Raw genomic sequence first — 23,931 nt, 5'->3', positions numbered from 1 at the left:
TTCCTCCAATCAAATTATTTTGTGATAAATGTTTCCTCTAGTTGTGCAGGGCTTTGTTGCAATACCGCTTCTTCCTCTTTTTCCTTCACCAAACTTTTCGTTAGCAAACTCACGCAAATGGCAACAATGAAGTTCAGGATTAGAGCAAGCATGCCTGTACTAATGTCGTTAATAAATGTTGGAACGTTAGGGAAGAAGGTTGCAATCTTAGCTCCTGTTAAACTCATGTAGAAAATCACTGCAACCGCAGCTAAGATCCCTGCAATAACCCCGTACTTATTCAACAATGGTTTCTTTGAGAAGCTAAACAACAGTCCAGGTGCTAATTGCGTAATAATCGCATACGATAAAATGTTTAACATCGCTAGAGCATCACTACCATTTACAGCGAAGTAAAGGGCGATGATGACGATAACAACGATAAGTATTTTGGATAGGAGCAATTGCTTTCGTTCGCTAGCATTTGGATTAATGACACGGTAAATTCCTGTTGTAAGACCAATGGAAGCGGAATTTAACATAACGGAAGCAGGAACTAACGCTGTTAATAATCCAGCTGCACCAACGACTCCAATTACCCAAGGGTCAAAAGTTTGAATGGATAAACGCAATAACGACAAATCTCCTTCAGAACCTTGCAATCCAGGTATTTGCACGATTGCCGCAAAGCCGATGAAAAAGGCGAACAATAATAATAATGTATAGAGTGGCAATGTAATCGCATTCTTCCGTAATGCTTTTTCACTGTTAGCCGTTAACGCGACAGAGAACGAGTTTGGAAGCAAATAAAAGCCGAGTGCGTTTAATAACACAGTTGAAATAAACCAAGAAATACTAAAACCGGAATCTGCAAGTGTTAATTTTTCTGGCTGTGTAGCTTGTACAGCTTCAAACAATGGTCGGATTCCACCGAAGTAATGATAAGGAATATATAGCCCTAAGAAGATAATCACGGCTAGAATCATTATATCTTTCACAACGGCTGTCCAAGCAGAACCGTGCATACCTGAAATAATGACGTACGTTGTTACAATAACCGCTCCAATTGTACTTGCGATAGCAGGGGAGATTGCGCCATAAGATGCCTCTGATACAATAATCCCTAAACCTTTTAATTGAATCATAATATAAGGAACGAGAGCGGCTGTTCCGAGAATCGCAACGATAATCCCTAAAGCTGTACTTTTATAAAAGGATGCAAAATAGCTTGGCTGAGAAATAATGTGATGATCTTTTGAATATCGCCAAACTTTTGGAATGAGCCAATAGGATAACACGTACGCCAAGCAAATATAAGCAGGGACATAAAAGGCTGCTGCACCATTAGAATATGCCCAACCACTACCTCCTAAGAACGTAAATGTTGTATAAACTTCCCCAGCAATTAACAAGAACACAAATAGCGTTCCGAAACCTTTATTACCGACAGCAAATTCATCTAAATTAATATCTTTCCCGCGAGATGAACGAATCCCTAAATACAAAGCGAATAGGGCAAAGGCAAAAATAATGATTAATGAAGTATTCATTCAGCTTCACCTTCCTTATTATCTGGATCAAATCGATAAATAATGGCCATGATGACTGATGAAAGAATCATCCAAAACACAATCCAAAATAATAAAAAAGGCAAGCCAAATACATAAGGTTCAATGCGATTCACCATTGGGAGACAGACAATCATCCCAATAAAAGGAATAATCAGCAACAATTTAATGTACTTCATAGAATCCTACCTCCTTTGAATCCTTTCTCTGATAAAGAATGTTTCCATCAATCATTGTTAAATCCACTTGTAAATCTTTAATGTGATGAGGATGAATATTCAAAATGCTATCATTTAGCACAACGAGATCAGCAAGTTTTCCTGGTTCGATGCTACCTTTTATGTGCTCTTCAAAGGAGGCATAAGCACCGTTGTAAGTATACATTCTGATTGCTTCTAAAACGTTGATGGATTGATTTTCTCCAATCGGCGTCCCTTCGCTCGTTTTACGATTCACTGCTGTATGAATTCCAATTAAAGGATTGTAGTCTGTAACAGGGGAGTCTGAACCAGCTGCTGCCAGAATGCCTTGATCAATGAAATCTCGAACGGGGTACATGTAACGAACTCGCTCTCCGTAATTGTGGATATACGATTCACCAAACTCATAATGGAATGGCGGATTTGGAACAGGAATCAAGCCTAGTTCCTTTATTCGCTTTTGCAAATCTGGAGTCGAAATGCCAGCATGTTCAATACGATGGCGATGATCTTTTCGCGGGTGTTCTTTCAATGCTCGCTCAACAACATTCAAATACATTTCAATTGCCTTATCTCCTTGAGCATGTACGGTAATTTGATACCCCAGTTTATGAGCATGTCCTAAAATGTTATAAATCTCTTCTTCAGAGTAATAGAGAATGCCATGATTTGCTGGATCACTTGTATATCCTTCACGCGTTGCAATGGTTGGGCCAGTGCTGCTACCATCCAAAAATAATTTAACGGGTCCTAATTTGAACCATTCATTGCCTGTCCCAGTGAGCGTTCCAGAGGCTATGATTTTCTTTAGAAAGTCTTTTGAATCAACTAATGAACCTAATAATGCATATATTCGTAATTGCAACAAGCCTTGTTGACTCGCAATTTGGAGTGCTCGAAAACTATCCGCATTAAACGCTCCAGCTTCACCAACACTTGTTATGCCAGCTGCTAAAAAATCCCGATTGGCAATTTCAATCGCTTTTAACAACTCTTCTTCCGTATAGCTGGCAACTTGATTCATTTCCATATTTGCTGCTTCAATAAGTCGACCAGTAAAATGGCCGTTTTGATCTTTTTCAATGATACCTCCTTGAGGATTAGGTGTGTGTTGATCAATATTTGCAAGTTTCAATGCTTTGCTATTGACAACGGAAATGTGGCCACATGTTCTAGTAATGATAATAGGGTGTTCTGTTGAGATGGCATCTAATTCCTCCAGTGTAGGGTAGCGCTGTTCTGTTACTTTTCTTTCATTAAATCCCCATGCTCGAATCCATCTTCCGGGGGGAGTGCTTTTCGCCTTTTCTGATAAGGCATGAAGAATGGCTTCTAAGGAGTCCATTCCAGATTCTTTGCAATTGATGGCTAGTTGATTTACTCCATATAAAACAAGATGTAAATGGGCATCATTAAACCCTGGAAGAAGAGATCTTCCATTTAAACGAATCCGTTTTGTATTTGGACCTATCAAGTGTTGGAGAGAATTGTATTCACCTGTTGCAAGAATTTTTCTTCCTTTTACACAAACACAATCAACGACTGAATCAAACCGATCTACTGTGATTACTTCTCCATCATAAAATACATAATCTGCAAAAAACATACATTCACCCCTTATACAAAAAATACCTATACACCTAGAAAGGGATTAGTGTATAGGTATAATAAATTTAACATTTATAAAATTCAGAAAAATATAGACACTTTGTTAAATACTTTCAAGTATGATTATACATATCGTAACTACAAAAAGTTATATTATTTCTCTATTATACTGAAAATTTGTTAGTTTTGTTCTATCAGACAATGTATTAACAATATAAATAAATAAGGAGGGATAGCGATTGAATCATTACTCCATGCAAGTTCAAGATATTTTGCACAACAAACATTTTCAAAAGGCGGAAGTGATCGCAGGAAGATTAGGTTTACACAATGTCATAAAGTGGGTACATATTATAGAAATTGTCAATGTTGAAAACTTTGTAAAAGGCAATGAGCTTGTATTAACAACTGGACTGGGCATCCAAAATGATGTAGATAAATTTTTACATTTTGTAAAAGGGCTAATTGAATCCAATTGCGCGGCTCTTTGTATTGAATATGGGCAATATATTCAACAAGTGCCTTATGAAGTGGTTCAACTTGCAGATAAGCATGCCTTTCCTATCATTGTTTTTAAAGAAGAAGTGGCCTTTATAGAAATTACTCAAGAACTGCATTCCCTCATTATTAATAGGCAATATGCGATGGTTTCAAAGCTAGAGAGCTATTCCGAAATGTTGAATAAAGAAACATTGTACGCACAGCAACCGGAAGAAATCTTAAAAATTACTTATAAATATTTAGAAAAACCACTTGTCTTGAAAATCGATGGACAAGAACCCATTTTATATCCAAACACTTCAAAAAAACAAAAAGCTTGTTTGTTACAAAAGCTAGAAGAAGAATCATATGTTCAAAAACTACTCGTGCAACCTATCCATCTATTTGAACATAAATATGCAGAAGTGATGTTAGTAGAAGAGAAAGCTTCTATAACTGAATTTGAAACACTCATTTTGGACAGAACAGCGACTGCCCTTGGCCAACTTTTTATTCGAAAATTATATGTGGAAGAGAAAAAGGGAATGGAAGACGCTCACTGGATAGAGGGATGGATTGAAGGGAAGCATTCAAAGGATGAAATTCATCACTACCTATTTTCGCAATGGCCAAGCCTTTCTTTACAAGGCGGAGCGGTATTTATCACCCAATTTAATGAATCTTTCTCACAGCAGAAACTTGATATTACTTACTACAAATTGTTAGGGCGGTCTATTTTCGAACAGTACGGATTTTTAACATTAATTATAGAAAAGAAAAAGTATATTATTTTTATCTTGTTAAATAAAAGAGAAGGTTCAATGAAAGATCGAATGAAAGAAGCCCTGAGCAAACTGGGAAATTCTGAAGTGTTAGCGAAAATTCATCCATCTTCTTTCCAATTTGCTGTAGGAAAAATCACCAATGATCTACATTGCATGCATGATAGCTTTCAGACGGCGTTGGATACGTTATATATTAAAAGAAAAGTAGGGACACCTGCTCAATTTTATGATGATTTGCATTTATTCCGATTGATTTATAATTTGCAAAAACATGTAGATTTAGAGCAAATGGTAGAAGATTATTTGCAACCGTTAATTGAGTTTGATGAAAAGAACAATGGCCAATTGCTTGAAACGTTAGAAGTGTATTTGCAAACGAATGGTTCGAAACAGGAAACCGCAAGAAGGTTATATATAGTACGGCAAACGTTGTATCACCGCATTCGAAAGATAGAAAGTTTACTAGGGGAAGATTTTATGAATGGTGAAAAAAGGCTTGCATTAGAATTTATGCTGCTTGCAAGAAAGTTTTTAGTGCCGATGAAGAAAGGGAGCGCATGAAAAGTCATTTTGATGGGTCTCTTTTATGGCTCGCTCTGCTTTCGTCGCAGATATATTGCGACGAGTGTGACCATTGGTGGGAGAGATTAAAAAAGATATTTATTGATAAGATTTGAGCCTGACCAAAAAGTTTTACATTTTTTGGTCGGCTTTTTACATTTTTTGAAAAGCCTTTTACGACAAGAGCGGAGGGGAGTTATTTTTACGTTTTGTACAATATTTTGAATTTTATTTAACGTTTTGTTCAATGAAAAACACCTACTTCCCATTCATAATATACATACAACAAGTGCCTTTCTAGCTAGCATTCTATTGATTTTTGAAAAGGGTTTCTTTTGTAAGCGGAATGATGAAAGTAATGAATAGGAGCGTGATGAAATGTTAAGTACAAATGCTGGGAAAGAGTTGTTGGCAAAAGATGAAAAATATGTGTGGCACTCCATGAAACCATACAACCCTAATGCAACCTTTGTAATTGAAAAATCAACGGGCGCAAGAGTTGTTGATGTGGACGGAAAAGAGTATATCGATGCGATGGCAGGGCTTTGGTGTGTGAATGTTGGATATGGTCGGGAAGAGTTAGCGAAAGCAGCATATGATCAAATGATAAAAAATGCGTACACGCCACTATCCTTTTCCCATGCACCAGCTATTGAGTTAGCAGAAAAAATTAATGAGCTGTTAGGCGATGACTATGTCATTTTCTTCTCCAATAGTGGTTCTGAGGCAAATGAAACAGCCTTTAAAATCGCAAGACAATATCACCATCAAAAAGGCGAGTCATCCCGCTGGAAAATCGTCTCCCGCTACCGTGCCTATCATGGGAACTCTATGGGCTCACTGGCAGCAACTGGCCAAGCAGAACGAAAATACCGTTACGAGCCTTTAGCACCGGGATTCATACATGTAACACCGCCTGATTCTTATCGCAACAATGAAGATCATTATACAGACCCACTTGAAATTCCAAGTGTAAAAGAAGTCGACAAAGTCATGACTTGGGAGTTTAGCGAAACAATTGCGGCAATGATTTTAGAGCCAATTATTACAGGGGGCGGCATCCTCATTCCTCCAGAAAACTATTTAAAAGGAATCGAAGCAGTATGTAAAAAGCACGGAGCATTAATGATTGTTGATGAAGTGATTTGCGGATTCGGCCGCACTGGAAAACCATTTGGCTTTATGAACTACGGCGTTAAACCAGATATCATTACGATGGCAAAAGGTATTACGAGTGCTTATCTACCTTTATCAGCAACTGCGGTGAAACGGGAAATTTATGAAGCCTTTAAAGATAGTGGAGAATATGATTTCTTCCGCCATGTGAATACGTTCGGCGGAAATCCAGCAGCATGTGCAGTAGCGATTAAAAATATTGATATTATGCTAGAAGAAAATCTATTCGAACGTTCAGCGGTAAAAGGTGCTGAAATGTTGAAAGCATTCCAAGATGAGTTGAAAAATGCACCGTATGTTGGCAATGTGCGAGGAAAAGGATTGCTGATTGGAATTGAACTTGTGAAAGATCAAGCTACAAAAGAGCCGCTTGATGTGAAACTAGTGAATGAAGTCATTGCGAAAAGTAAAGAGAACGGAGTCATTATTAATAAGAACGGCGTAACAGTGGCAGGCTATAATAACGTTTTAACAATCGCACCACCATTAAATATTTCAGATGAAGATATTGAAACAGTTGTGAAAGTCGTTTCTAAAGCAATTAAAGAGTTGAAATAAAGTTACGTACACACATACCTTTAAAATAATGTTGTAATAAAGTGAACGACATTGTACGAATTCAAAGTGGACACTTGATGGTTCTATCAAATGAATCCCTAAAAATTGAAGGTTGCATATGTTGCGTTTTGGTGATAATTGCATAAAGTGCATGATGTAAGAAACTCAATTGAATCTCTTTCGAATGTGAAAGTTGAAGCACATCCCTATGAAGAAACCGGCGAAACTACTTTCGTCCGTCCCCCTTGTTTTAAATAGAACGTGTTAATTCGAATAAATTTTTATGAATTTGTGATAATTACTTTGAAAGTTGAAGCGAATCTATTAAAATATTTAATTGCGTGTGGTTATGAATGAAGGAATAGATTGCATGGACCAGTCGAATTTTAGTTTCGACTGGTCTATCTTTTTGTAGATATAAATGTAGAAAACGGAAGATAATTAATCGTTAGAAAAGATGAAATGTTGCATTATTTCCCGAGAAATGTCTTATTTTGGGAGGGGAATTTCCTTGAATGTCGAAGATTTGATACATGAAACAGAAGGGGTTGAATTCTATCTGAGAGACAACTAAATATGATCTTCTATTGGAATAAAAACTTTTTGGAGGGAAGGAACTTTTTCGTAGCGACAAATCGTTATCCCCGTTAAGTGGCTATTCCTTTATTATCTGACGAGGGGAAGTAGGTGTTGGACGAAAGTTTATTATTCGAAAATCTCGACTTCATTTCGCCTTCGTGAAGAAAAAGCCGCTTACTTTTGCTATTGTAAATAAGGCATTAAATGACCCTTTAATATTGAGAAAAACGAGGAGAAGTCCCCTCGTTGTTGATAAGTTGAGATTAAACCCGTATCTATTCATCAATTTAACTCTAGTGCAATGGTTTCTGTTTTGCCATCCCATTCTATTATAGCTTCAATTTCCGATTCTTTACTCACATTAGAACATCCAAAAGGTAAACTGAATACTCCTTCAGGTTCTAGTGAAACATCTCCTTCTAAATTATCAATGGAGAACTTTATACTTTCGGGAACTGGCTCATTGCCTATATATTTAATAGCTCCACTTGATTTTCCGCAAACTTCACTTTTATTCACTTCATAACGTACACTCCAATAATCGCTTTCCCCAGTAAATAAAAGAATTTCTTGTATACATGCTGTCAAGGGAAGAATACAAATAAGCAAAATCATTAACATACGGACTTTTTTCAAAATTTAACACCTCCCGCTTAGTAACTAAATAACTTTACTAGAATTGCAATTCGACATTATTAATATATTACTCATGAATTTCAAAAAATCCTTGCAGTTTGTCGATAAATTAACTAAAGGTTTAAACAGTTTTGGCAAATCTCCTTCCTTTTGAAGAAATCAAAAATAAAAAACTGTAAACTCTTTACATTTTCAATTTACAGAATAAAATGAATATTATGTAGATTGATTGATGGATTATACAGGGGGGAAGGAGAATGGTTCAATATAGAGCAACGACAATGGCAATGAAAGGGATGGTGACGTCGCCACACTACTTAGCATCACAGGCAGGCCTTTCTGTGTTAAAAGAGGGAGGGAATGCAATTGAAGCTGCTATTGCAATGGCTTCAACCATTGCCGTTGTTTATCCTCACATGAATGGCATTGGTGGAGATAACTTTTGGCTCATTTATAACGCAAACAACGGGGTAATCACAGCGATTAATGGAAGTGGTCGTTCCGGCGAAAGGGCAAGCATTGAATTTTATCGCTCCAAAGGATACGAAACAATTCCTGCGCGCGGTCCACTTGCGGCTATTACGGTACCCGGTGCAGTTCGGGGATGGAATGTAGCATATCAATACGGACAAGATGAAATGGGAAGTACCATGCCATGGCATAAGCTCCTTGAACAAGCGATTGCCTATGCAAAGGAAGGCTTTCCTGTGACTCCAAGCCAACACACATGGACGAAAGTAAATTTGGATGAAAAAGATCAAACGTTTCGTGCATTAAATCGTTTTGAAGAGTTTTCTCGCATCTTTCTAAAGGATGGTAAGCCTTACAAAGTGGGAGATATCTTCATTCAAGAAGATTTGGCACACACATTGGAACTCATTGCACAAAACGGCGCGGACTATTTTTATGATAGTGAATTGACGGAACGTTTGGTGGAAGACTTGCAGAAACACGGAGGCATTTTGACAAAAGAGGATTTCCAAAAACATACGAGCGATTTAGTGGAGCCCATTTCAGTGCCTTATCGTAACTTTGTGGCTTATAATCTTCCTCCAAATACACAAGGATTGGCGTCTTTATCCATATTGAATATTTTAAATCAATTGAATTTAGCGGAGATTGAAGAAGGCTCTGCACAGTATTATCACCTATTAGCAGAAGCCATCAAACATGCCTTCCGAGACCGTGACAAGTATTTAACTGATCCAACATACAACCATATTCCGCTGAACGAATTGCTCAGTAAAGAGCGAGGAGTTGGCTTTGCTGAAAAGATAAAAGAAAGTTGCCATGCGACGGCATTACCTGCCATGGATCCAAAGGGGGATACGGTTTGGTTTGCGGTGGTGGATGAAAAAGGAAATGCTGTTTCCTGCATTCAAAGCATTTATCATGAATTTGGTTCCGCTTTTATTCCAAAAGGAACAGGGGTATTATTGCAAAATCGAGGCAGCTTCTTCTCTTTAGATGACAAACACGTGAATTCCTTGCAACCGAGAAAACGCTCCTTCCATACGCTCAATTCTGCCATGCTGATGAAGGATAATCGCCCCGTCTTGATTTACGGAACTATGGGGGGAGAAGGTCAGCCACAAACGCAAACGCTCCTTGCAACACGCATTATCGATTACGGTATGAATGTACAGGAAGCTATCGAAGCTCCGCGATTTTTATATGGCAGGACTTGGGGAGCAACCACTAATACATTAAAAGTGGAAAGCCGTATTCCAAAAAATGTGCAAAAGGAGTTGGAACGATTTGGGCATGAGGTGGAAGTGGTAGAAGAGTTTTCGGATTTGATGGGACACGCAGGAGCGATATATATCGATGAAAAGGGAGTGAAGTATGGAGGAGCAGATCCTCGTGGTGATGGTATAGCCATTGGATATTAAAAAATTTTCCAATTCCTCTCGTTCGTAATATAACAATTGATTCACAAAATGTGAAAATTTTGTAAAAATATATAGAGAAAGATATAAAGTATATAAAAATAATATAAATACTATTCTATAAGAATTTTACCTACATTACGATAAAGGGGGATAAAGTATGGCAAGGCAGAGAGATATATTTATTGCCTTTTTCCGTTCTGGCATGTTGGGATTTGGTGGAGGGCCATCAACTATCCCTCTTGTTCAAAAAGAAGTAGTGGATACCTTTCAAATGATGACCGATGAAGAATTTGCGGATGTGTTAGCAATAGGCAATACTTTACCTGGCCCCATTATTACAAAAATGGCTGGATATATTGGCTATCGAGTAGGTGGATGGCTAGGTTTAATCAATGCTTTAATCGCTGCTATTCTCCCATCGGTTATATTAATGATTCTTTTCCTTGCCACACTCAAACAATTTAAAGATTTTGATTTTGTAAAAGGAATGTCGAATGGAGTTATTCCAATTGTAGCCGTAATGCTTGGAGTACTCACTTGGGATTTTCTTAAAAAATCTCATAAGTCTCTTGGGTGGAAAGTCGGAGGCATTATTTTGTGCGTTTCAATCGTTGGAATGCTGATTCTGAAGCTTCATCCAGGCATCATCATTGCAGGATTGCTTTTGATTGCATTACTTCTCCCAATCAAAAAAGAGGAGAGAATAGAATGATTTATATACAATTATTTCTGGCTTTCTTCTACCCAGGGATTTTAGGATATGGAGGGGGGCCTGCTTCCATTCCGTTAATTGAATATGAAGTTGTTGATAAGTATGGATGGATGAATACATCAGAGTTCAGCGAAGTATTGGCGTTAGGAAATTCATTGCCTGGACCGATTGCGATTAAAATGGCAGGATACATTGGCTATGAGGTCGGGGGCGTTTTGGGGGCGATTGTAGCATTGTTTGCAACAGTAGGGCCTTCATTAGTTGCCATGTTGATTTTACTTAACATTTTATATCGCTATCGGCAATCCCCGAAAGTCAAAAGATTGTCTAGTTTCGTTTTACCGGCAGTTGTTGTATTGCTTGCAGAATTGACCTTTGATTTTTTGATAACGTCTTATGATACAATTGGAATAATTTATACGATTATACTCATCGTAGGCGCATACATAGCTCTTGAAAAATTAAAAATTCATCCTGCTTTTGTTGTGATGATGGGCCTTATAATTGGTGGGATATTTCTTTAATACAAGTTGTTATGATAGGCAATATGAGGCATTCTTTGGGGTGTCACCATTTTGCCTTCTATCTTTGTGTCATGAAAATACTTTTCAACTATGAAATATAGGTGGTTAGATGAAATATAATTTAAGGGTCAAATTAATTGTAAGTATCGTAATATTAGCGATTATGAGTTGCACTTTTCTAGCAATCGTTTCTTTTTTTCAGTTGAAGAAACAAACGGAGACGGAAAATGAATTCGTATTTAAAAGGATAGAAGACACAATCAAAGATTCTTTAAAATCCTATGAAAAGGCGATTCTACTACTAGATGATAACAGCGCTGAAAAAATGAAAGAATATACGGAGATGTTAATAGAGAAGTATAATGAAAATCCAAACTTTGATGAATGGGATTTCCAAGGCTTGAATCAAGCATTAGGGATGCATATATACATAATCAACACAGAAAATGTGATTACTCATAGTAGTTTTGAACAAGATATTGGTCTAGATTTTACAAAATGTTGTAAAAAACTAACCACCCTATTAAATGAAAGAAGAGCGACTGGAGAGTTTTATCATGATGCGTTAGATATAGAGCAACAAACAGGGGAATTAAAGAAGTATAGTTACATGGCGACACCAGATAAAAAGTATATGATTGAATTGAGCTACTCTTTAAATGAAAATAATATTTTCAAGGCGTTTAACTTTTTTAATCACATCCAAGAATTAAAAGGATTATATCCATTTATTTATGACATTCATATTTTGAACATTGGAGGATTAACGCTTGGCAAATCTACTAATGAAAGGCGCTTAACGGAAAAAGAAAAGGAAGCCTTTGACAGAACGTTATCATCGAAACAACCGACAGAAATAGATTATTATTGGAATGGTACACCTGCTACTTTCCGTTACATGTTTTATGAATCAGAATTTGATCGAGACTTTGCTCAAAACAAAGTAATTGAAATCATCTATGATGAAAAACTATGGAATGCCAATCTGCATCAAATAAAAAAAATGTTTGTCATTCAATTAATCATTATTTTTAGCTTCGTACTAGTGCTATCTTTTGTGATTGCAAGACCAATGTATTTAGCTTACCATGACCGCTTAACGGGACTTGCGAACCGCTCTGCATTTGATGAATTTATAACGGCAATCAAAACAAAAAAAGGGAAGAAAACAGCCTTTTTCATGATTGATTTAGATCATTTTAAGGAAGTTAATGATGTGTTAGGACATCAATCAGGAGATGTGCTGTTAAAAAAGGTGGCTCAAATTATTCGCACCCTCATCCCGAAAAATGGGGAGGCTTATCGTTATGGTGGAGATGAATTTATTGTTGTTCTGAATTCAACAACGACCGAAGAAGCGAAAGAATTGGCACAGAAAATCATTACGGAAATTAATCAACTTGTTAAACAAAATACAGACATTGATAATCTTGGGGTTTCTGCAAGTATTGGCATTTCTTTTTATCCTGACGATGGGGATAATAAGTATTTGCTTTATAAAAAAGCGGATGTGGCTTTATATACAGCAAAAGAAAAGGGAAAAGGCCAATATTCTATTTTCGAAACAGAGTATTAAAATCTGGATAAATCATGGCGTCTTGATATGAAAAAGACGCCTATTTTGTTAACATGTTGCACTAATCAAACCATTAATGAAAATAAAGAAGAATCGAGGTAGCAATCATGGATTTACGACAACAAATTGAAAACTATACGCCATATAACGCACAAGAAGCAAAGGATCAAGAACTTATCTTACGTTATATGGATACTTTTGATAACTTATTGACACGTGACAATGAATTTGCCCATTTTACTGCATCTGCTTGGCTTGTGAATAAAGACCGTACAAAAGTGTTAATGGTCTACCATAATATTTATCAATCATGGTCATGGGTGGGGGGGCATGCCGATGGAGATGCCGACTTATTAGGAGTAGCTATTAAAGAGGCGAAGGAAGAAACGGGTTTAAAACAAGTAACCCCTGTATTGAAAGATATATTTTCAATCGAAATTTTAGGGGTAGCAGCCCATGAAAAAAAAGGTAAACATGTGGCGACTCATTTGCATCTCAATGCTACTTTCTTACTGGAAGCAAATGAACACGAATTATTGCATATTAAACCAGATGAAAACAGCGATATCAAATGGTTTTTATTAGATGAAGCGGTGGAAGCAAGCACGGAAAGGGAATTACAAGTAGTGTATAAAAAATTAAATGAAAAGTTGCGTTTATTACAAGGAAAATGAACCATTTAGGGGTGATTCTTCCATATCTTAATGGTTAATAATATGAATATTTATGCATACGAAGAATTTTTCTATTTTAAACTAGCATGGAAGCCGGCAATACCGGCTTTTTTGCATGTTTGAGGGAATGTGGAATGAGAATATTGTCATAAAGAACAATTGAATATGGAAATATATAATTCTATCATCTATAAATATAAAAAGGAATATGTTAATTTGCAATAAGAAGAAAAAATTGCATCGAACAGTTAAAAAATTGTTTTTTAATATAAAATAAAAAGAACCGCGGAATGATTAGCGGTTCTTTTAAAATGGAGCATACCGGGCTCGAACCGGTGACCTCTACGCTGCCAGCGTAGCGCACTCCCAACTGTGCTAATGCCCCGATTAATCAATATTATACCTATTTTTATAAAGTTATCAATCCTTTAAGAAAAGTTTGAAAAAGCAATTATTTCTATATAATGATAGTTTTTTTCTATTATAATCATAGAAATCTTTTATTAGACGAATATATGGTTCATATTTACAATAAAATTTAAAGGTAAGTGAAAAAATATACACTTTTTTTAGGCTTCGTATTGGAAAAATTGTGCTTTATTTAAAAATTTTTCATATATTTAATACTAAATTATCATTAATACGAGGTGACATGTTAATGGAAAAGGATTTAAGCCAAGTTATTCGACACAAAGCTTTCTTAGACAAAATTGTTTCTGCTGAGGAAGCGGCTTCTTGGATTGAAGATGGAATGAACCTTGGTATGAGTGGTTTCACACTTTTCGGTGAGCCAAAAGAGTTCCCAAGAGCGCTTTCAGAACGTGGCAAAAAGGAAAACTTTAAAGTGAATGTTTATACTGGTGCTTCACTTGGACCAGCTGCTGACCAAGCTATGGCTGAAGCAGGAATCATTAATTTACGTGTTCCTTATCAAGGAAATGCGGTAATGCGTAAAAAAATCAATAGTGGCGAAATGTACTATATCGATCAACATTTGTCTCATACGGCTGAAGAAGTAAGAAAAGGTACTTTAGGAAAAATTGATTATGCGATTATTGAAGCGGCAGCAATCACTGAAGATGGCTTAATTATCCCAACTGGTTCTGTAGGAAACTCCCCAATTTTTGTTGAGAAAGCTGAAAACGTTATCATCGAAGTAAACTTAACTGCACCTAGAGCATATGAAGGTCTTCACGATATTTATGTACAAAAAGAACAAGGTGAACGTCGAGAAATCCCAATTTACAACGTTTCTGACCGCATTGGTGAAATTGGAATCAAAGTTGATCCTGCAAAAGTAAAAGGTGTTATTTTATCTGAACAACCTGATATTCCTTCTCCTTTATTTGAACCAAATGAAGAAACACAAGCAATTGCAGACCACTTAATCGACTTCTTAAATAAAGAAGTAGAAGAGGGAAGATTACCAATTTCTTTAGCTCCACTACAATCTGGAGTAGGTTCTGTTGCTAACGCAGTTCTTAAAAATATGAAAGATGCTCAATTCAGAGATGTAGAAGTTCACTCTGAAGTATTACAAGATGGAATCTTTGACTTAATTGATGCAGGGATTGTTAAATTCGCATCTGGTACTGCGTTCTCGCTTTCTAAGAAACGCGTTGATTCATTAGCGGAAGACTTGGAAAAATACAAAGGCAAAATCATGTTCAGACCTCAAGAAATTTCAAATAACCCAGAAGTTATTCGCCGATTAGGAGTTATTTCATTTAACACAGCTTTAGAAGTTGACATTTACGGTAACGTAAACTCAACACACGTAAGCGGTACTAATATCATGAACGGTATTGGTGGATCTGGTGACTTTGCACGTAATGCTCGCATTACAATCTTCGTAACGCCTTCATTAGCAAAAGGTGGAGCAATTTCAGCAATCGTACCATTCGTATCGCATGTTGACCATACAGAGCACGATGTAGACGTAATTATTACTGAACAAGGATATGCAGATCTTCGCGGACTTCCACCAGTGAAGAGAGCAGAAAAAATTATCGAAATTGCACATCCTATGTACAGACCACAATTACGTGCATACTTTGAAGAAGCAAAAGCTAAAGTGGGTGGACAAACACCACACATCCTTGAAAAAGCCTTCTCCTTCCATACAAACTTAAAAGAAAAAGGTACTATGCTTTTTGAAGGAGCAGAAGTAAAATAATGTAATATAAAAAGGGTTACGTTCTCCAACACGTAACCCTTTTTTAATAACCTAATAAGGAGCGTGTAGAAAATGGATGTACGTTACCCGATTGGAGAATTGAAAGTTCCCGAAAAAGTGACTTTGGAACAAGTTCAGAAATGGTTAAAGGACATCGAAACATTTCCGGTTCGCTTGAGAGAAACGGTAGGCGTATTGAATGATGAGGGGTTGAATAAAACATATCGTGAAGGTGCGTGGACTGTTCGCCAGCTGGTTCATCATATTGCAGATGCCCAAGTGAACATGTATATTCGATTAAAGTTAGCGCTAACAGATGACAATGCGAAAGTATCTGTATTTGATGAAAACTTATGGGCAGTGTTACCGGATACAAATCTTCCAGTTGAAAGTTCTGTGAAAATGATAGAAGGCATCAACGAGCGGATCGTTTCTTTAGGACAAACTTTAACGGAAGAACAATTATATCGAACATATAACCATCAAATCAACGGTAAAACGACGGTAGCATCAGAACTTACAAAACTCCATTGGCATGCAGAACATCATTTAGCTCAAATTCAAATCGCTCTATCCAAATAACATATAATCGGTTTTCTGAAAGTTGGTAGGCTGGTAAAAATATCTTTCCTTAGTAGCAAAAAAAATTTAGAATGTTTGCCTTATCAGAAGAGAAATGTATAAGAAAAAGTCGATTTGAATCCGCTTACAGATTCAAATCGACTTTTTGTCTACAAATAGATTATAAGAAAATATCGGTAATTAAGAATAGAATGGTAGGACACAACAAACAGCCTAAACCTGTATAGAATGTGGCAGTTACAGCGCCATATGGTACTAATTTTGGATCAGTCGCTGCTAAACCACCCGTTACGCCGGAAGTTGTCCCCATTAATCCTCCATAAACCATGGCAGACGTTGGATTATTTAAGCCTATGAATCTAGCAACAAATGGAGTGCCAACCATCACTAATACCGATTTCACTAAACCTGCCGCAATACTGATGGCAATCACTTCTGAACTTGCATTTAATGCAGCACCTGTTACAGGACCAACGATATACGTAACGGTTCCAGCCCCGATGGTTGTAATGCTCACCGCATCTCGGTAGCCGAATACAAATGCGAAAATCACCCCTACAACAAAGGACAACACGACGCCTATAAATAGGGAAATGATGCCTCTAAAACCTGCTTTTTTAATTTCATCAAAGTTTGCACCAAAAGAAGTAGCGACGATGGCGAAGTCTCTTAACATACTACCGCCTAAAAAGCCCATTCCTGCTAAAAAACTCACATCTGCTATTCCTTTCGTGCCACCAGTTGCTACTCCACCAAAGTAAGCTAATACTAAACCAATCACAATGGCAATAGCAGATCCATGAATCCTACCTTTTGTGAATTTATCAGATATGAAATAAGCTAACCACATCGTTAATCCGACTACAACAAATGCAGTAATCAAACCATTATTTACAAATACATTTTTGATTAAATCAAGCATCCGTTTCCCCCCTCACGATGGCTTCATGAAATGTTGATTCAGAATGTTTTTTTCCACTGAGTAAAGGAACGCATGCCCAACTAATTACAACCACACCGAATCCCGCAATAATGGCTAATGGACCGCCTGTTAAAGCTCCCAATACGTTTTGACTGGCAGCCATAGCAATGACAACAGGAATATACATCTGATTCCAAAAACTTAAACCATCTAAAGAAGGTTTAGAAATTTTCCCTGCTTTTATCAACTTATCAACAATAATGATTAAAAGCAGCATGGCAATTCCTACGCCACCAACATTTGAATCAACTCCCATCAACACCCCAATGAATTCACCGACAATTGAACCAACCAAAAAACACCCAGCTAAAATTGCAACCCCGTAGATGACCAACATTTAACACCCCTTTTCATAAATTGAAAGAATATTCAGTCGACTGTATATTTGTAAGATATCATATTTCACAGAATGAAATAAATCAAGAACAAAATTGAAATAAATAGAAAAAAATTGAATTTTCGATTGAAAATATGCATTTCCTATATTATGATTTATGTACACAGTCGACTGTATATTCTAAAAAGAGAAAAAATACAGAATATAGAATAGAGAAGTGATGAACATGGAATTTTTTATTAATTATCCATCAGATAACGCATTATCAAGAATGGTTGCAGAAAAAATCATCGAGCAAATATTAAAAGGGGAACTAAAACCGGGGGATAAAATTGTTGAAAGCACTTATGCCGAATTGTTTAACATCAGCCGCTCTCCAGTTAGAGAAGCGATTTATTTGCTCACAACAGAAGGATTAATTGAAAGAATTCCAAGAAAAGGTGCTTTTGTCAAAGGGTATACACTATCTGAAATACAAGATTTATTAGATATTCGAAATAATATCGAGCTATTATCAGCGAAAAAAATTCGAGATCCACATAAAAAACAAGATTTATTAAAAGAATTGAAGCTTATTTTGGATGAAATGGATGACTGTTGCAACCGACTGCAATACGTATATCTTAACTACGCATATCACTATACGCTCATCAAATTTAGCGAAAGTTCCGTATTAGAAGAAGTGTATAGTAAAATCAGCCTTCCTCTTATTCGAATTCAAAGCATTCACTTTTCATTAACGGAAGCAGTAGAAAACTCGAAAAATGAGCATCGAAAAATGTATGAATTTTTGAAAGAAAATAGAGTAGAAGAATTTATTTCACTGCTTCGCAAACATACGGAAGATGTAATTACCAATGTTAGTAAAATTTTATTCTAGAGAGGAGGCTTATATTGAAAAGTGCTTTTCTCTTTCCAGGGCAAGGTTCTCAATACGAAGGAATGCTCTATGATTTACCTGAAGATCCAGCCGTAAAAGAAATCTTAAAAGAAAGCGAAGAAATATTAAATATTTCAATTGATTCATTGCATACAAAAGAAGCTCTCTCATCAACTAAGGCGGTGCAACAATGTTTATTAATTGCTTCTGTCAGTGCATTGAAAGTGTTTGAAAAAAATGGGTTAATCCCTGATTTTGTTGCGGGCCATTCTGTTGGCGCATTTGGAGCTGCTGTAGCTTCAGGTGTTATTTCATTTGAAACAGCATTAAAGTTAGTCACAAAAAGAGGCGAACTCATGGAAAAAGCCTATGATTTGGGATACGGAATGGCTGTTGTATTAGGATTAGATGAATATAAACTATCCGAAATCGTTAACGAGCTATTCGATGAAAAAGAACCGGTATATGTCTCTAACCGAAATGCGCCAACCCAAATCACCCTGTCTGGTTCTATCAAGGGTTTAGAACGAGTCATCGAATATGTGAAAGCCAATGGTGCCACATCAGCACATCTGCTAAATGTATCGACTCCTTCTCATTGTCCGTTGTTTCAACAGGTAAGTGAAGAGCTAATGAAGGAATTGGATAATTGTGTTCTAAAAAATCCGAAAATTCCGATTTCAAGCAACATCAATTCAAGATTATTAACGACGGCTGATGCGGTAAAAGAAGACTTAGCAAAAAGTATTTGTTATCCGGTTCGATGGCATGATGCTGTCAACTTGCTATATGAGATGGGAACAAAATGTTTGATTGAAATGCCGCCTGGGAATGTCTTATCGAAGTTAGCCCAACAAGCATTTCCTCTCGTTCAAACGATGTCTGTCTCAATGAATGGAATAGACGATTGTTTATACGTCATGTCAAATCAATAAAGGGGTGTTCAGAATGGTGATTTCAAAGGTAGAAATGGAAAGGAAATCTTGGACTAAAAGAATCGAAGCGAAAAAGAAAACCATCGAAAGCGTCCAAGGTCTTGTTGACGGAGTGATTATTCCGACCGAGCGCATTGTAGAAGTTTTGGAGCGATTAATTAAACCTGGCGATCGAGTTGTACTGGAAGGGAATAACCAAAAACAAGCTTCATTTTTATCAAAATCTTTAGTGCAAGTAGATCCGAAAAAAGTTCACGATTTGCACATGATTATTTCAAGCATTTCAAGACCAGAACATTTAGATATATTTGAATACGGAATTGCTAGAAAAATAGATTTTTCCTATGCGGGTCCACAAAGCCTTCGCATCGCTCAAATGATAGAAGATGGAAAAATTGAATTAGGCGACTTGCATACGTATATCGAGCTTTATGGGCGATTGTTTGTAGACTTAATTCCGCAAGTGGCTCTTGTTGCAGCAGATAAGGCAGATCGATACGGAAATCTTTATACTGGCCCAAATACAGAAGAAACGCCAACATTGGTAGAAGCTACTGCGTTCCGTGACGGCATTGTCATTGTGCAAGTAAATGAAATTGTCGATGAGTTGCCTCGTGTTGATATTCCAAGTTCATGGGTGGATTTTGTGGTTGTGGCAGATGAACCTTATGAACTGGAACCGTTATTTACGAGAGACCCGAGACACATCACCGATATTCAAATTTTACAAGCAATGATGATTATTCGCGGCATTTACGAAAAGCATGGGGTTAAATCGTTAAACCATGGTATCGGCTTTAATACAGCCGCTGTGGAATTGCTGTTGCCAACGTACGGTGAATCATTAGGGTTAAAAGGGAAGATCTGTACGAACTGGGTTTTGAATCCCCACCCAACACTGATTCCAGCAATTGAGTCTGGATGGGTAGAGAGCGTCTATTGTTTCGGCGGCGAGTTAGGGATGGAAAAGTATATTGAAGCAAGAAGAGACATTTTCTTCACAGGAAAAGATGGCAGTCTTCGCTCAAACCGAACTTTAGCCCAACTAGCTGGCCAATATGCAGTGGATTTATTTATTGGCTCAACTTTGCAAATGGATGCTTTAGGAAATTCATCCACTGTAACGAGAGGGCGAGTGGCCGGCTATGGTGGAGCACCGAATATGGGGCATAACCCTGGTGGACGAAGACACGCAACAGATGCTTGGTATAATCTCAAAACTTCTGATGATCCGCTGGCAAGAGGCAAAAAGTTAGTCGTGCAAGTGGCTGAAACATTCCAAGAAGCAAACAAGCCAGTATTTGTTGAATCTCTTGATGCTATTCATGTGAAAGATCAGGCAAAGCTACGAGTGGCGCCAGTGATGATTTATGGAGAAGACGTAACACATATTGTGACGGAGGAAGGAATTGCTTACCTTTACAAATCAGATAGTATGGCTGAAAGACGAGAAATGATTGCGGCGATTGCAGGGGTAACACCGATTGGTATGGAGCATAATCCGAAATCAACTGAAAAATTGCGAGAGAAAGGGCTTATTGCAATGCCTGAAGACTTAGGAATTCGCCGTTCTGATGCCAAACGTTCATTGCTTGCCGCTAAAAATATTGATGAACTCGTGCAATGGTCAGGAGGATTGTACAACCCACCAGCTAGATTCCGCAGTTGGTAAGGAGAGGGGGGAGACAAGTGATCGATGCATACCAATTATCATCCACATTAGCAGAATTAGCAGTTGCCTCACTCATTGAGGAAGTCTCGCTAACTCCTAAACCTGGGCTTGTGGACCGAAATGACCAAGGTTCACATGATGATTTAACGTATCACATGATGATTGAGTCAGCGCAAAGTTTACGAGAAACCTTTTATCAAATGGCCTTTGAGTCATATGGTGAAAAGCCTTCTCAATATTTGCGGGAAAGAATCGGTGAGATTGGTAGACAAGGCGAAATGAGGATGTTTCAAGTGACAAAGGGCGTCAACACCCATAAAGGAGCCATTTGGTCGCTTGGATTAATAACAGCCGCAGCAGCCATCCATTGCGGAGCGTGCGATGAAGAAACCCTTTGTTTTACTGCGGGAGAAATTGCGCGATACGAAGATCGATTTATTCCCTTTCAACGAACTAATGGCATGAAGGCGATTCAAAAATATGGAGTTTTGGGTGCGAAGGCAGAGGCACAACTGGCTTTTCCCCACATTCGCCATTACAGTTTGCCGGAATTTAAGTCATCGTTACAACGTTATAATTATGAAATTGCAAAGTTCAGAGCGTTACTAGCGCTAATGGCAAATTTAGATGATACGTGCCTATTGCACCGTGGCGGAATGGAAGGTTTAATATTTGCCAAACGGTACGCCAAGAAAGTTCTGAATAATGGGAATTTAGAAGAACTGGAAGATATGAATGAGCAATTTGTGAAGCGGCACTTATCGCCAGGAGGGAGCGCTGACTTACTAGCCGCTACCATTTATATCTATAAAATTTGTCAAACGCAATATGCACATCAAATGGAAGTTGTCACAACCACTTAAAAAAGGGGAGAGGTAGAGTGGAGAAGTTCACATATTCATTTCCAGCGACAAAGAAAATTACAAATCGAGCCCATGTTGGCGTTGTCGGATCAGGCGATTTGGAAGTGCTTGTGGAACCGACTGATGATAATCAAGCAGTATTTGAAATTCGTACGGGGATTAAGGGCTTCCAAGATACGTGGAAAAAAGTCATCGAGCGTTTTGTCAGCCTAAATGATGTTTCAGCCCGCATTACGATTAACGATTTCGGGGCAACACCGGGAATCGTTTCCCTTCGTTTGGCACAAGCAGTGGAGGTGAGTGGAAATGGTAAAGGTTATGACGAATAGTTTAGTAGAAAGTTTAGCGCGGGAAAGAGCATTCCAGCTACTGGACCAAGGAAGCGCTTATGAAATATTAGGCCCTTTTGATCGATTTGGGTCTCCGCACTTGGAAAAACAAAACATCGTACCACAATTTGATGATGGCATGATTATTGTCAAAGGAAAACTGAATGGCAATGATGCCGTCGTGATTTCCATTGAAGGAAAATTCCAAGGCGGCGGAATTGGAGAAGTGTCGGGAGCCAAATTCGCAGGTACATTGGAAAAAATCTTAAAAGAATGCAAGAAGGGCTATAGAATATATCCTATTATCATTTACGATACAGGTGGAGTGCGTTTGCAAGAAGCAAATTACGGCTTGCTCTCTATTGCGGAAATTAGTGCGGCCATCGTGGAATTGCGCGAGTATGTGCCTGTTGTTGGCATCATTCCAGGAAAAATCGGATCTTTTGGTGGCATGTCCTTAACAGCAGGATTATGCAGTGCATTGATTATGACGCGGGAAGGCCGTTTAGGAATGAATGGACCGGAAGTCATCCAGCAAGAAGCGGGAATTCGAGAACTGGATTCCAGAAACAATCCATTAATATGGAAAATGATTGGTGGAGCAGCTCGTAAAGAAGCTGGATTGATTGATATTTTAGTAGAAGATGATGTACAAAACTTTAAAGAAGCGATTTTGAGCGTTTGGAACGGAGAAATTGAATTCAAAAATAGAACAAAACAAATTGATCATTATTTATCCTTATATAAATCTTGTACATTAGAAGAAAGAATATTGCCAGAAGTCGCAAGGGAATTGTTAGCGACAGACACAGAAATTCAAGATACAGAATTGCCAGTTCCAACAGAAGTTGTAGAAAGCACAGGAAGAAAGTGGTTCAACTTATTGACGAATGGCAGACCATCCATTAGTGAAGTTCCATCGGTATTAGTAGCAGATACAACGATAAATGGTATCAAAGCGCGAGTCATTGCGGTTGTGCCAAATCCAGAAAACATTTATTACCGTGCTCGTAAAGGGGAAGTTGGTTTATTAGAAGGATGGACCATTGCAAAATATGTACAGCAGGCGATTAATGAGGACGATGATGCAGCTGAAAAACGACTAATTATTCCAATTGTCGATGTACCAAGCCAAGCCTTTGGTTATCACGAAGAATTACTCGGCCTTTATTTGGCTTGTTCTGCAGCAATCGATGCCTATGCAACAGCGAGACTCGCTGGGCATCCAATTGTTACTGCGATTGTTGGAAATGCCATTTCTGGAGCTTTCCTATCCCACGGCATGCAAGGGAATCGCTTAATTGCTTTAAATGATGATGGCGTCAACGTCCATGTAATGTCGAAAAAATCAGCGGCAATCATCACGATGCGTTCCATTGAAGAACTGGATGAAGCAGCGAAGGAAGTTCCGGCGATGGCTTATGATATCCAATCATTCCAAAAGCTTGGAGCACTCTATCAATTGCTGGATGGGGTAAATGGGAAAAATCCAAATGATGATGACAAAAAGGTGTTAATGGATGCTATTATCGACGCATATCACGACATTCAAAAGCACAATGATCGAGATTTATCTTGCCGATTAACATCTGAAATTGCTAAAAACGGCGGCAGAGCAGCTTCTATTAAAGTAAGAGAGATGATTGAGGCACAATGGAAATAAAGGT

General features: G+C 37.7%; 21 protein-coding genes and 1 tRNA gene. 15 read left to right on the top strand and 7 right to left on the bottom strand.

All coding sequences use genetic code 11. From position 1 onward, the window contains the following. Positions 1-14: 14 nt before the first annotated feature. Genes NSQ18_RS05665 through NSQ18_RS05655 form a run of 3 tightly spaced genes read right to left on the bottom strand, consistent with a single transcriptional unit; the run spans position 15 to position 3,353 of the window. Positions 15-1,529 carry a sodium:solute symporter family protein gene (locus tag NSQ18_RS05665; RefSeq protein WP_339289380.1) on the bottom strand — a complete coding sequence of 505 codons (1,515 nt, stop codon included), beginning with the start codon at positions 1,527-1,529 and terminating at the stop codon, positions 15-17. Then, positions 1,526-1,726, bottom strand: coding sequence for a DUF3311 domain-containing protein (locus NSQ18_RS05660; protein WP_016838801.1), 201 nt, complete (start codon positions 1,724-1,726; stop codon positions 1,526-1,528). The genes NSQ18_RS05665 and NSQ18_RS05660 overlap by 4 nt, the downstream gene beginning before the upstream one ends. Then, the gene (locus tag NSQ18_RS05655; protein ID WP_339289378.1) at positions 1,713-3,353 is read right to left on the bottom strand and encodes an amidohydrolase; all 1,641 of its coding nucleotides are present in this window, start codon (positions 3,351-3,353) and stop codon (positions 1,713-1,715) included. Before NSQ18_RS05655 ends, NSQ18_RS05660 begins: the two co-directional genes overlap by 14 nt. Before the next feature lie 241 nt (positions 3,354-3,594). Between NSQ18_RS05655 and NSQ18_RS05650 the strand changes: the two genes are divergently transcribed. Together NSQ18_RS05650 and NSQ18_RS05645 are read left to right on the top strand one after the other, a co-directional pair. Then, on the top strand, positions 3,595-5,181 hold the full coding sequence (locus NSQ18_RS05650; RefSeq protein ID WP_016838803.1) for a PucR family transcriptional regulator: 1,587 nt from the start codon (positions 3,595-3,597) through the stop codon (positions 5,179-5,181). 378 nt (positions 5,182-5,559) lie between these two features. After that, the gene (locus tag NSQ18_RS05645) at positions 5,560-6,915 is read left to right on the top strand and encodes an aspartate aminotransferase family protein (protein WP_168411880.1); all 1,356 of its coding nucleotides are present in this window, start codon (positions 5,560-5,562) and stop codon (positions 6,913-6,915) included. 861 nt (positions 6,916-7,776) lie between these two features. On the opposite strand, the gene NSQ18_RS05640 is transcribed toward NSQ18_RS05645, so the two are convergent. Beyond that, complete coding sequence (locus NSQ18_RS05640) at positions 7,777-8,130, bottom strand: hypothetical protein (protein WP_168411879.1); 354 nt, start codon at positions 8,128-8,130, stop codon at positions 7,777-7,779. A 257-nt stretch (positions 8,131-8,387) separates the two neighbouring features. Here NSQ18_RS05640 and ggt point away from each other — a divergent pair, with 257 nt between their 5' ends. The 5 genes from ggt (at position 8,388) to NSQ18_RS05615 (ending at position 13,508) form a co-directional block, all read left to right on the top strand. Further along, positions 8,388-10,022: a gamma-glutamyltransferase gene (gene ggt / locus NSQ18_RS05635; protein ID WP_339289375.1), complete on the top strand. Its 1,635-nt coding sequence runs from the start codon at positions 8,388-8,390 to the stop codon at positions 10,020-10,022. Between the two features lie 157 nt (positions 10,023-10,179). Then, positions 10,180-10,734 carry a chromate transporter gene (locus NSQ18_RS05630; protein WP_016838807.1) on the top strand — a complete coding sequence of 185 codons (555 nt, stop codon included), beginning with the start codon at positions 10,180-10,182 and terminating at the stop codon, positions 10,732-10,734. Beyond that, a complete protein-coding gene (locus NSQ18_RS05625; RefSeq protein ID WP_339289372.1) occupies positions 10,731-11,258 on the top strand; it encodes a chromate transporter in 528 nt (175 codons plus the stop codon). Before NSQ18_RS05630 ends, NSQ18_RS05625 begins: the two co-directional genes overlap by 4 nt. 109 nt (positions 11,259-11,367) lie before the next feature. Continuing rightward, entirely contained in the window at positions 11,368-12,834 is a 1,467-nt protein-coding gene (locus tag NSQ18_RS05620) for a GGDEF domain-containing protein (RefSeq protein WP_339289370.1), read from the top strand. Between the two features lie 107 nt (positions 12,835-12,941). Continuing rightward, positions 12,942-13,508 (top strand): NUDIX hydrolase, encoded by a 567-nt coding sequence (locus NSQ18_RS05615; RefSeq protein WP_339289369.1) that lies wholly within the window; start codon positions 12,942-12,944, stop codon positions 13,506-13,508. A 312-nt stretch (positions 13,509-13,820) separates the two neighbouring features. On the opposite strand, the gene NSQ18_RS05610 is transcribed toward NSQ18_RS05615, so the two are convergent. After that, positions 13,821-13,893 (bottom strand) — tRNA-Ala (locus NSQ18_RS05610). Positions 13,894-14,166: 273 nt separating this feature from the next. Between NSQ18_RS05610 and NSQ18_RS05605 the strand changes: the two genes are divergently transcribed. Then, the gene (locus NSQ18_RS05605; RefSeq protein ID WP_168411871.1) at positions 14,167-15,684 is read left to right on the top strand and encodes a succinate CoA transferase; all 1,518 of its coding nucleotides are present in this window, start codon (positions 14,167-14,169) and stop codon (positions 15,682-15,684) included. A gap of 72 nt (positions 15,685-15,756) precedes the next feature. After that, on the top strand, positions 15,757-16,266 hold the full coding sequence (locus NSQ18_RS05600) for a YfiT family bacillithiol transferase (protein ID WP_016838812.1): 510 nt from the start codon (positions 15,757-15,759) through the stop codon (positions 16,264-16,266). Between the two features lie 160 nt (positions 16,267-16,426). Here NSQ18_RS05600 and madM read toward each other — a convergent pair whose 3' ends face one another. Then, entirely contained in the window at positions 16,427-17,188 is a 762-nt protein-coding gene (gene madM / locus NSQ18_RS05595) for a malonate transporter subunit MadM (RefSeq protein ID WP_339289367.1), read from the bottom strand. Then, the gene (madL, locus tag NSQ18_RS05590; RefSeq protein WP_339289608.1) at positions 17,181-17,582 is read right to left on the bottom strand and encodes a malonate transporter subunit MadL; all 402 of its coding nucleotides are present in this window, start codon (positions 17,580-17,582) and stop codon (positions 17,181-17,183) included. The genes madM and madL overlap by 8 nt, the downstream gene beginning before the upstream one ends. Positions 17,583-17,811: 229 nt before the next feature. Here madL and NSQ18_RS05585 point away from each other — a divergent pair, with 229 nt between their 5' ends. From NSQ18_RS05585 to mdcD, 6 genes are read left to right on the top strand one after another with little or no spacing between them, the layout of a single operon-like run. Beyond that, entirely contained in the window at positions 17,812-18,465 is a 654-nt protein-coding gene (locus NSQ18_RS05585) for a GntR family transcriptional regulator (protein WP_016838815.1), read from the top strand. A gap of 14 nt (positions 18,466-18,479) precedes the next feature. Beyond that, complete coding sequence (mdcH, locus tag NSQ18_RS05580; protein WP_339289365.1) at positions 18,480-19,400, top strand: malonate decarboxylase subunit epsilon; 921 nt, start codon at positions 18,480-18,482, stop codon at positions 19,398-19,400. Between the two features lie 13 nt (positions 19,401-19,413). Further along, on the top strand, positions 19,414-21,072 hold the full coding sequence (gene mdcA / locus NSQ18_RS05575; protein ID WP_339289363.1) for a malonate decarboxylase subunit alpha: 1,659 nt from the start codon (positions 19,414-19,416) through the stop codon (positions 21,070-21,072). A gap of 17 nt (positions 21,073-21,089) precedes the next feature. Beyond that, positions 21,090-21,935: a triphosphoribosyl-dephospho-CoA synthase gene (locus tag NSQ18_RS05570; protein ID WP_016838818.1), complete on the top strand. Its 846-nt coding sequence runs from the start codon at positions 21,090-21,092 to the stop codon at positions 21,933-21,935. A 17-nt stretch (positions 21,936-21,952) separates the two neighbouring features. Beyond that, complete coding sequence (locus NSQ18_RS05565) at positions 21,953-22,264, top strand: malonate decarboxylase subunit delta (RefSeq protein WP_339289361.1); 312 nt, start codon at positions 21,953-21,955, stop codon at positions 22,262-22,264. Then, the gene (gene mdcD, locus NSQ18_RS05560; protein WP_339289359.1) at positions 22,242-23,927 is read left to right on the top strand and encodes a biotin-independent malonate decarboxylase subunit beta; all 1,686 of its coding nucleotides are present in this window, start codon (positions 22,242-22,244) and stop codon (positions 23,925-23,927) included. The genes NSQ18_RS05565 and mdcD overlap by 23 nt, the downstream gene beginning before the upstream one ends. The last annotated feature ends 4 nt before the right edge of the window (positions 23,928-23,931 follow it).

Origin of the sequence: Ureibacillus sp. FSL K6-0786 (assembly GCF_037965165.1) — a bacterium.
Classification (GTDB): domain Bacteria; phylum Bacillota; class Bacilli; order Bacillales_A; family Planococcaceae; genus Ureibacillus; species Ureibacillus thermosphaericus.
This window is presented reverse-complemented; position numbering and strand designations above follow the sequence as displayed.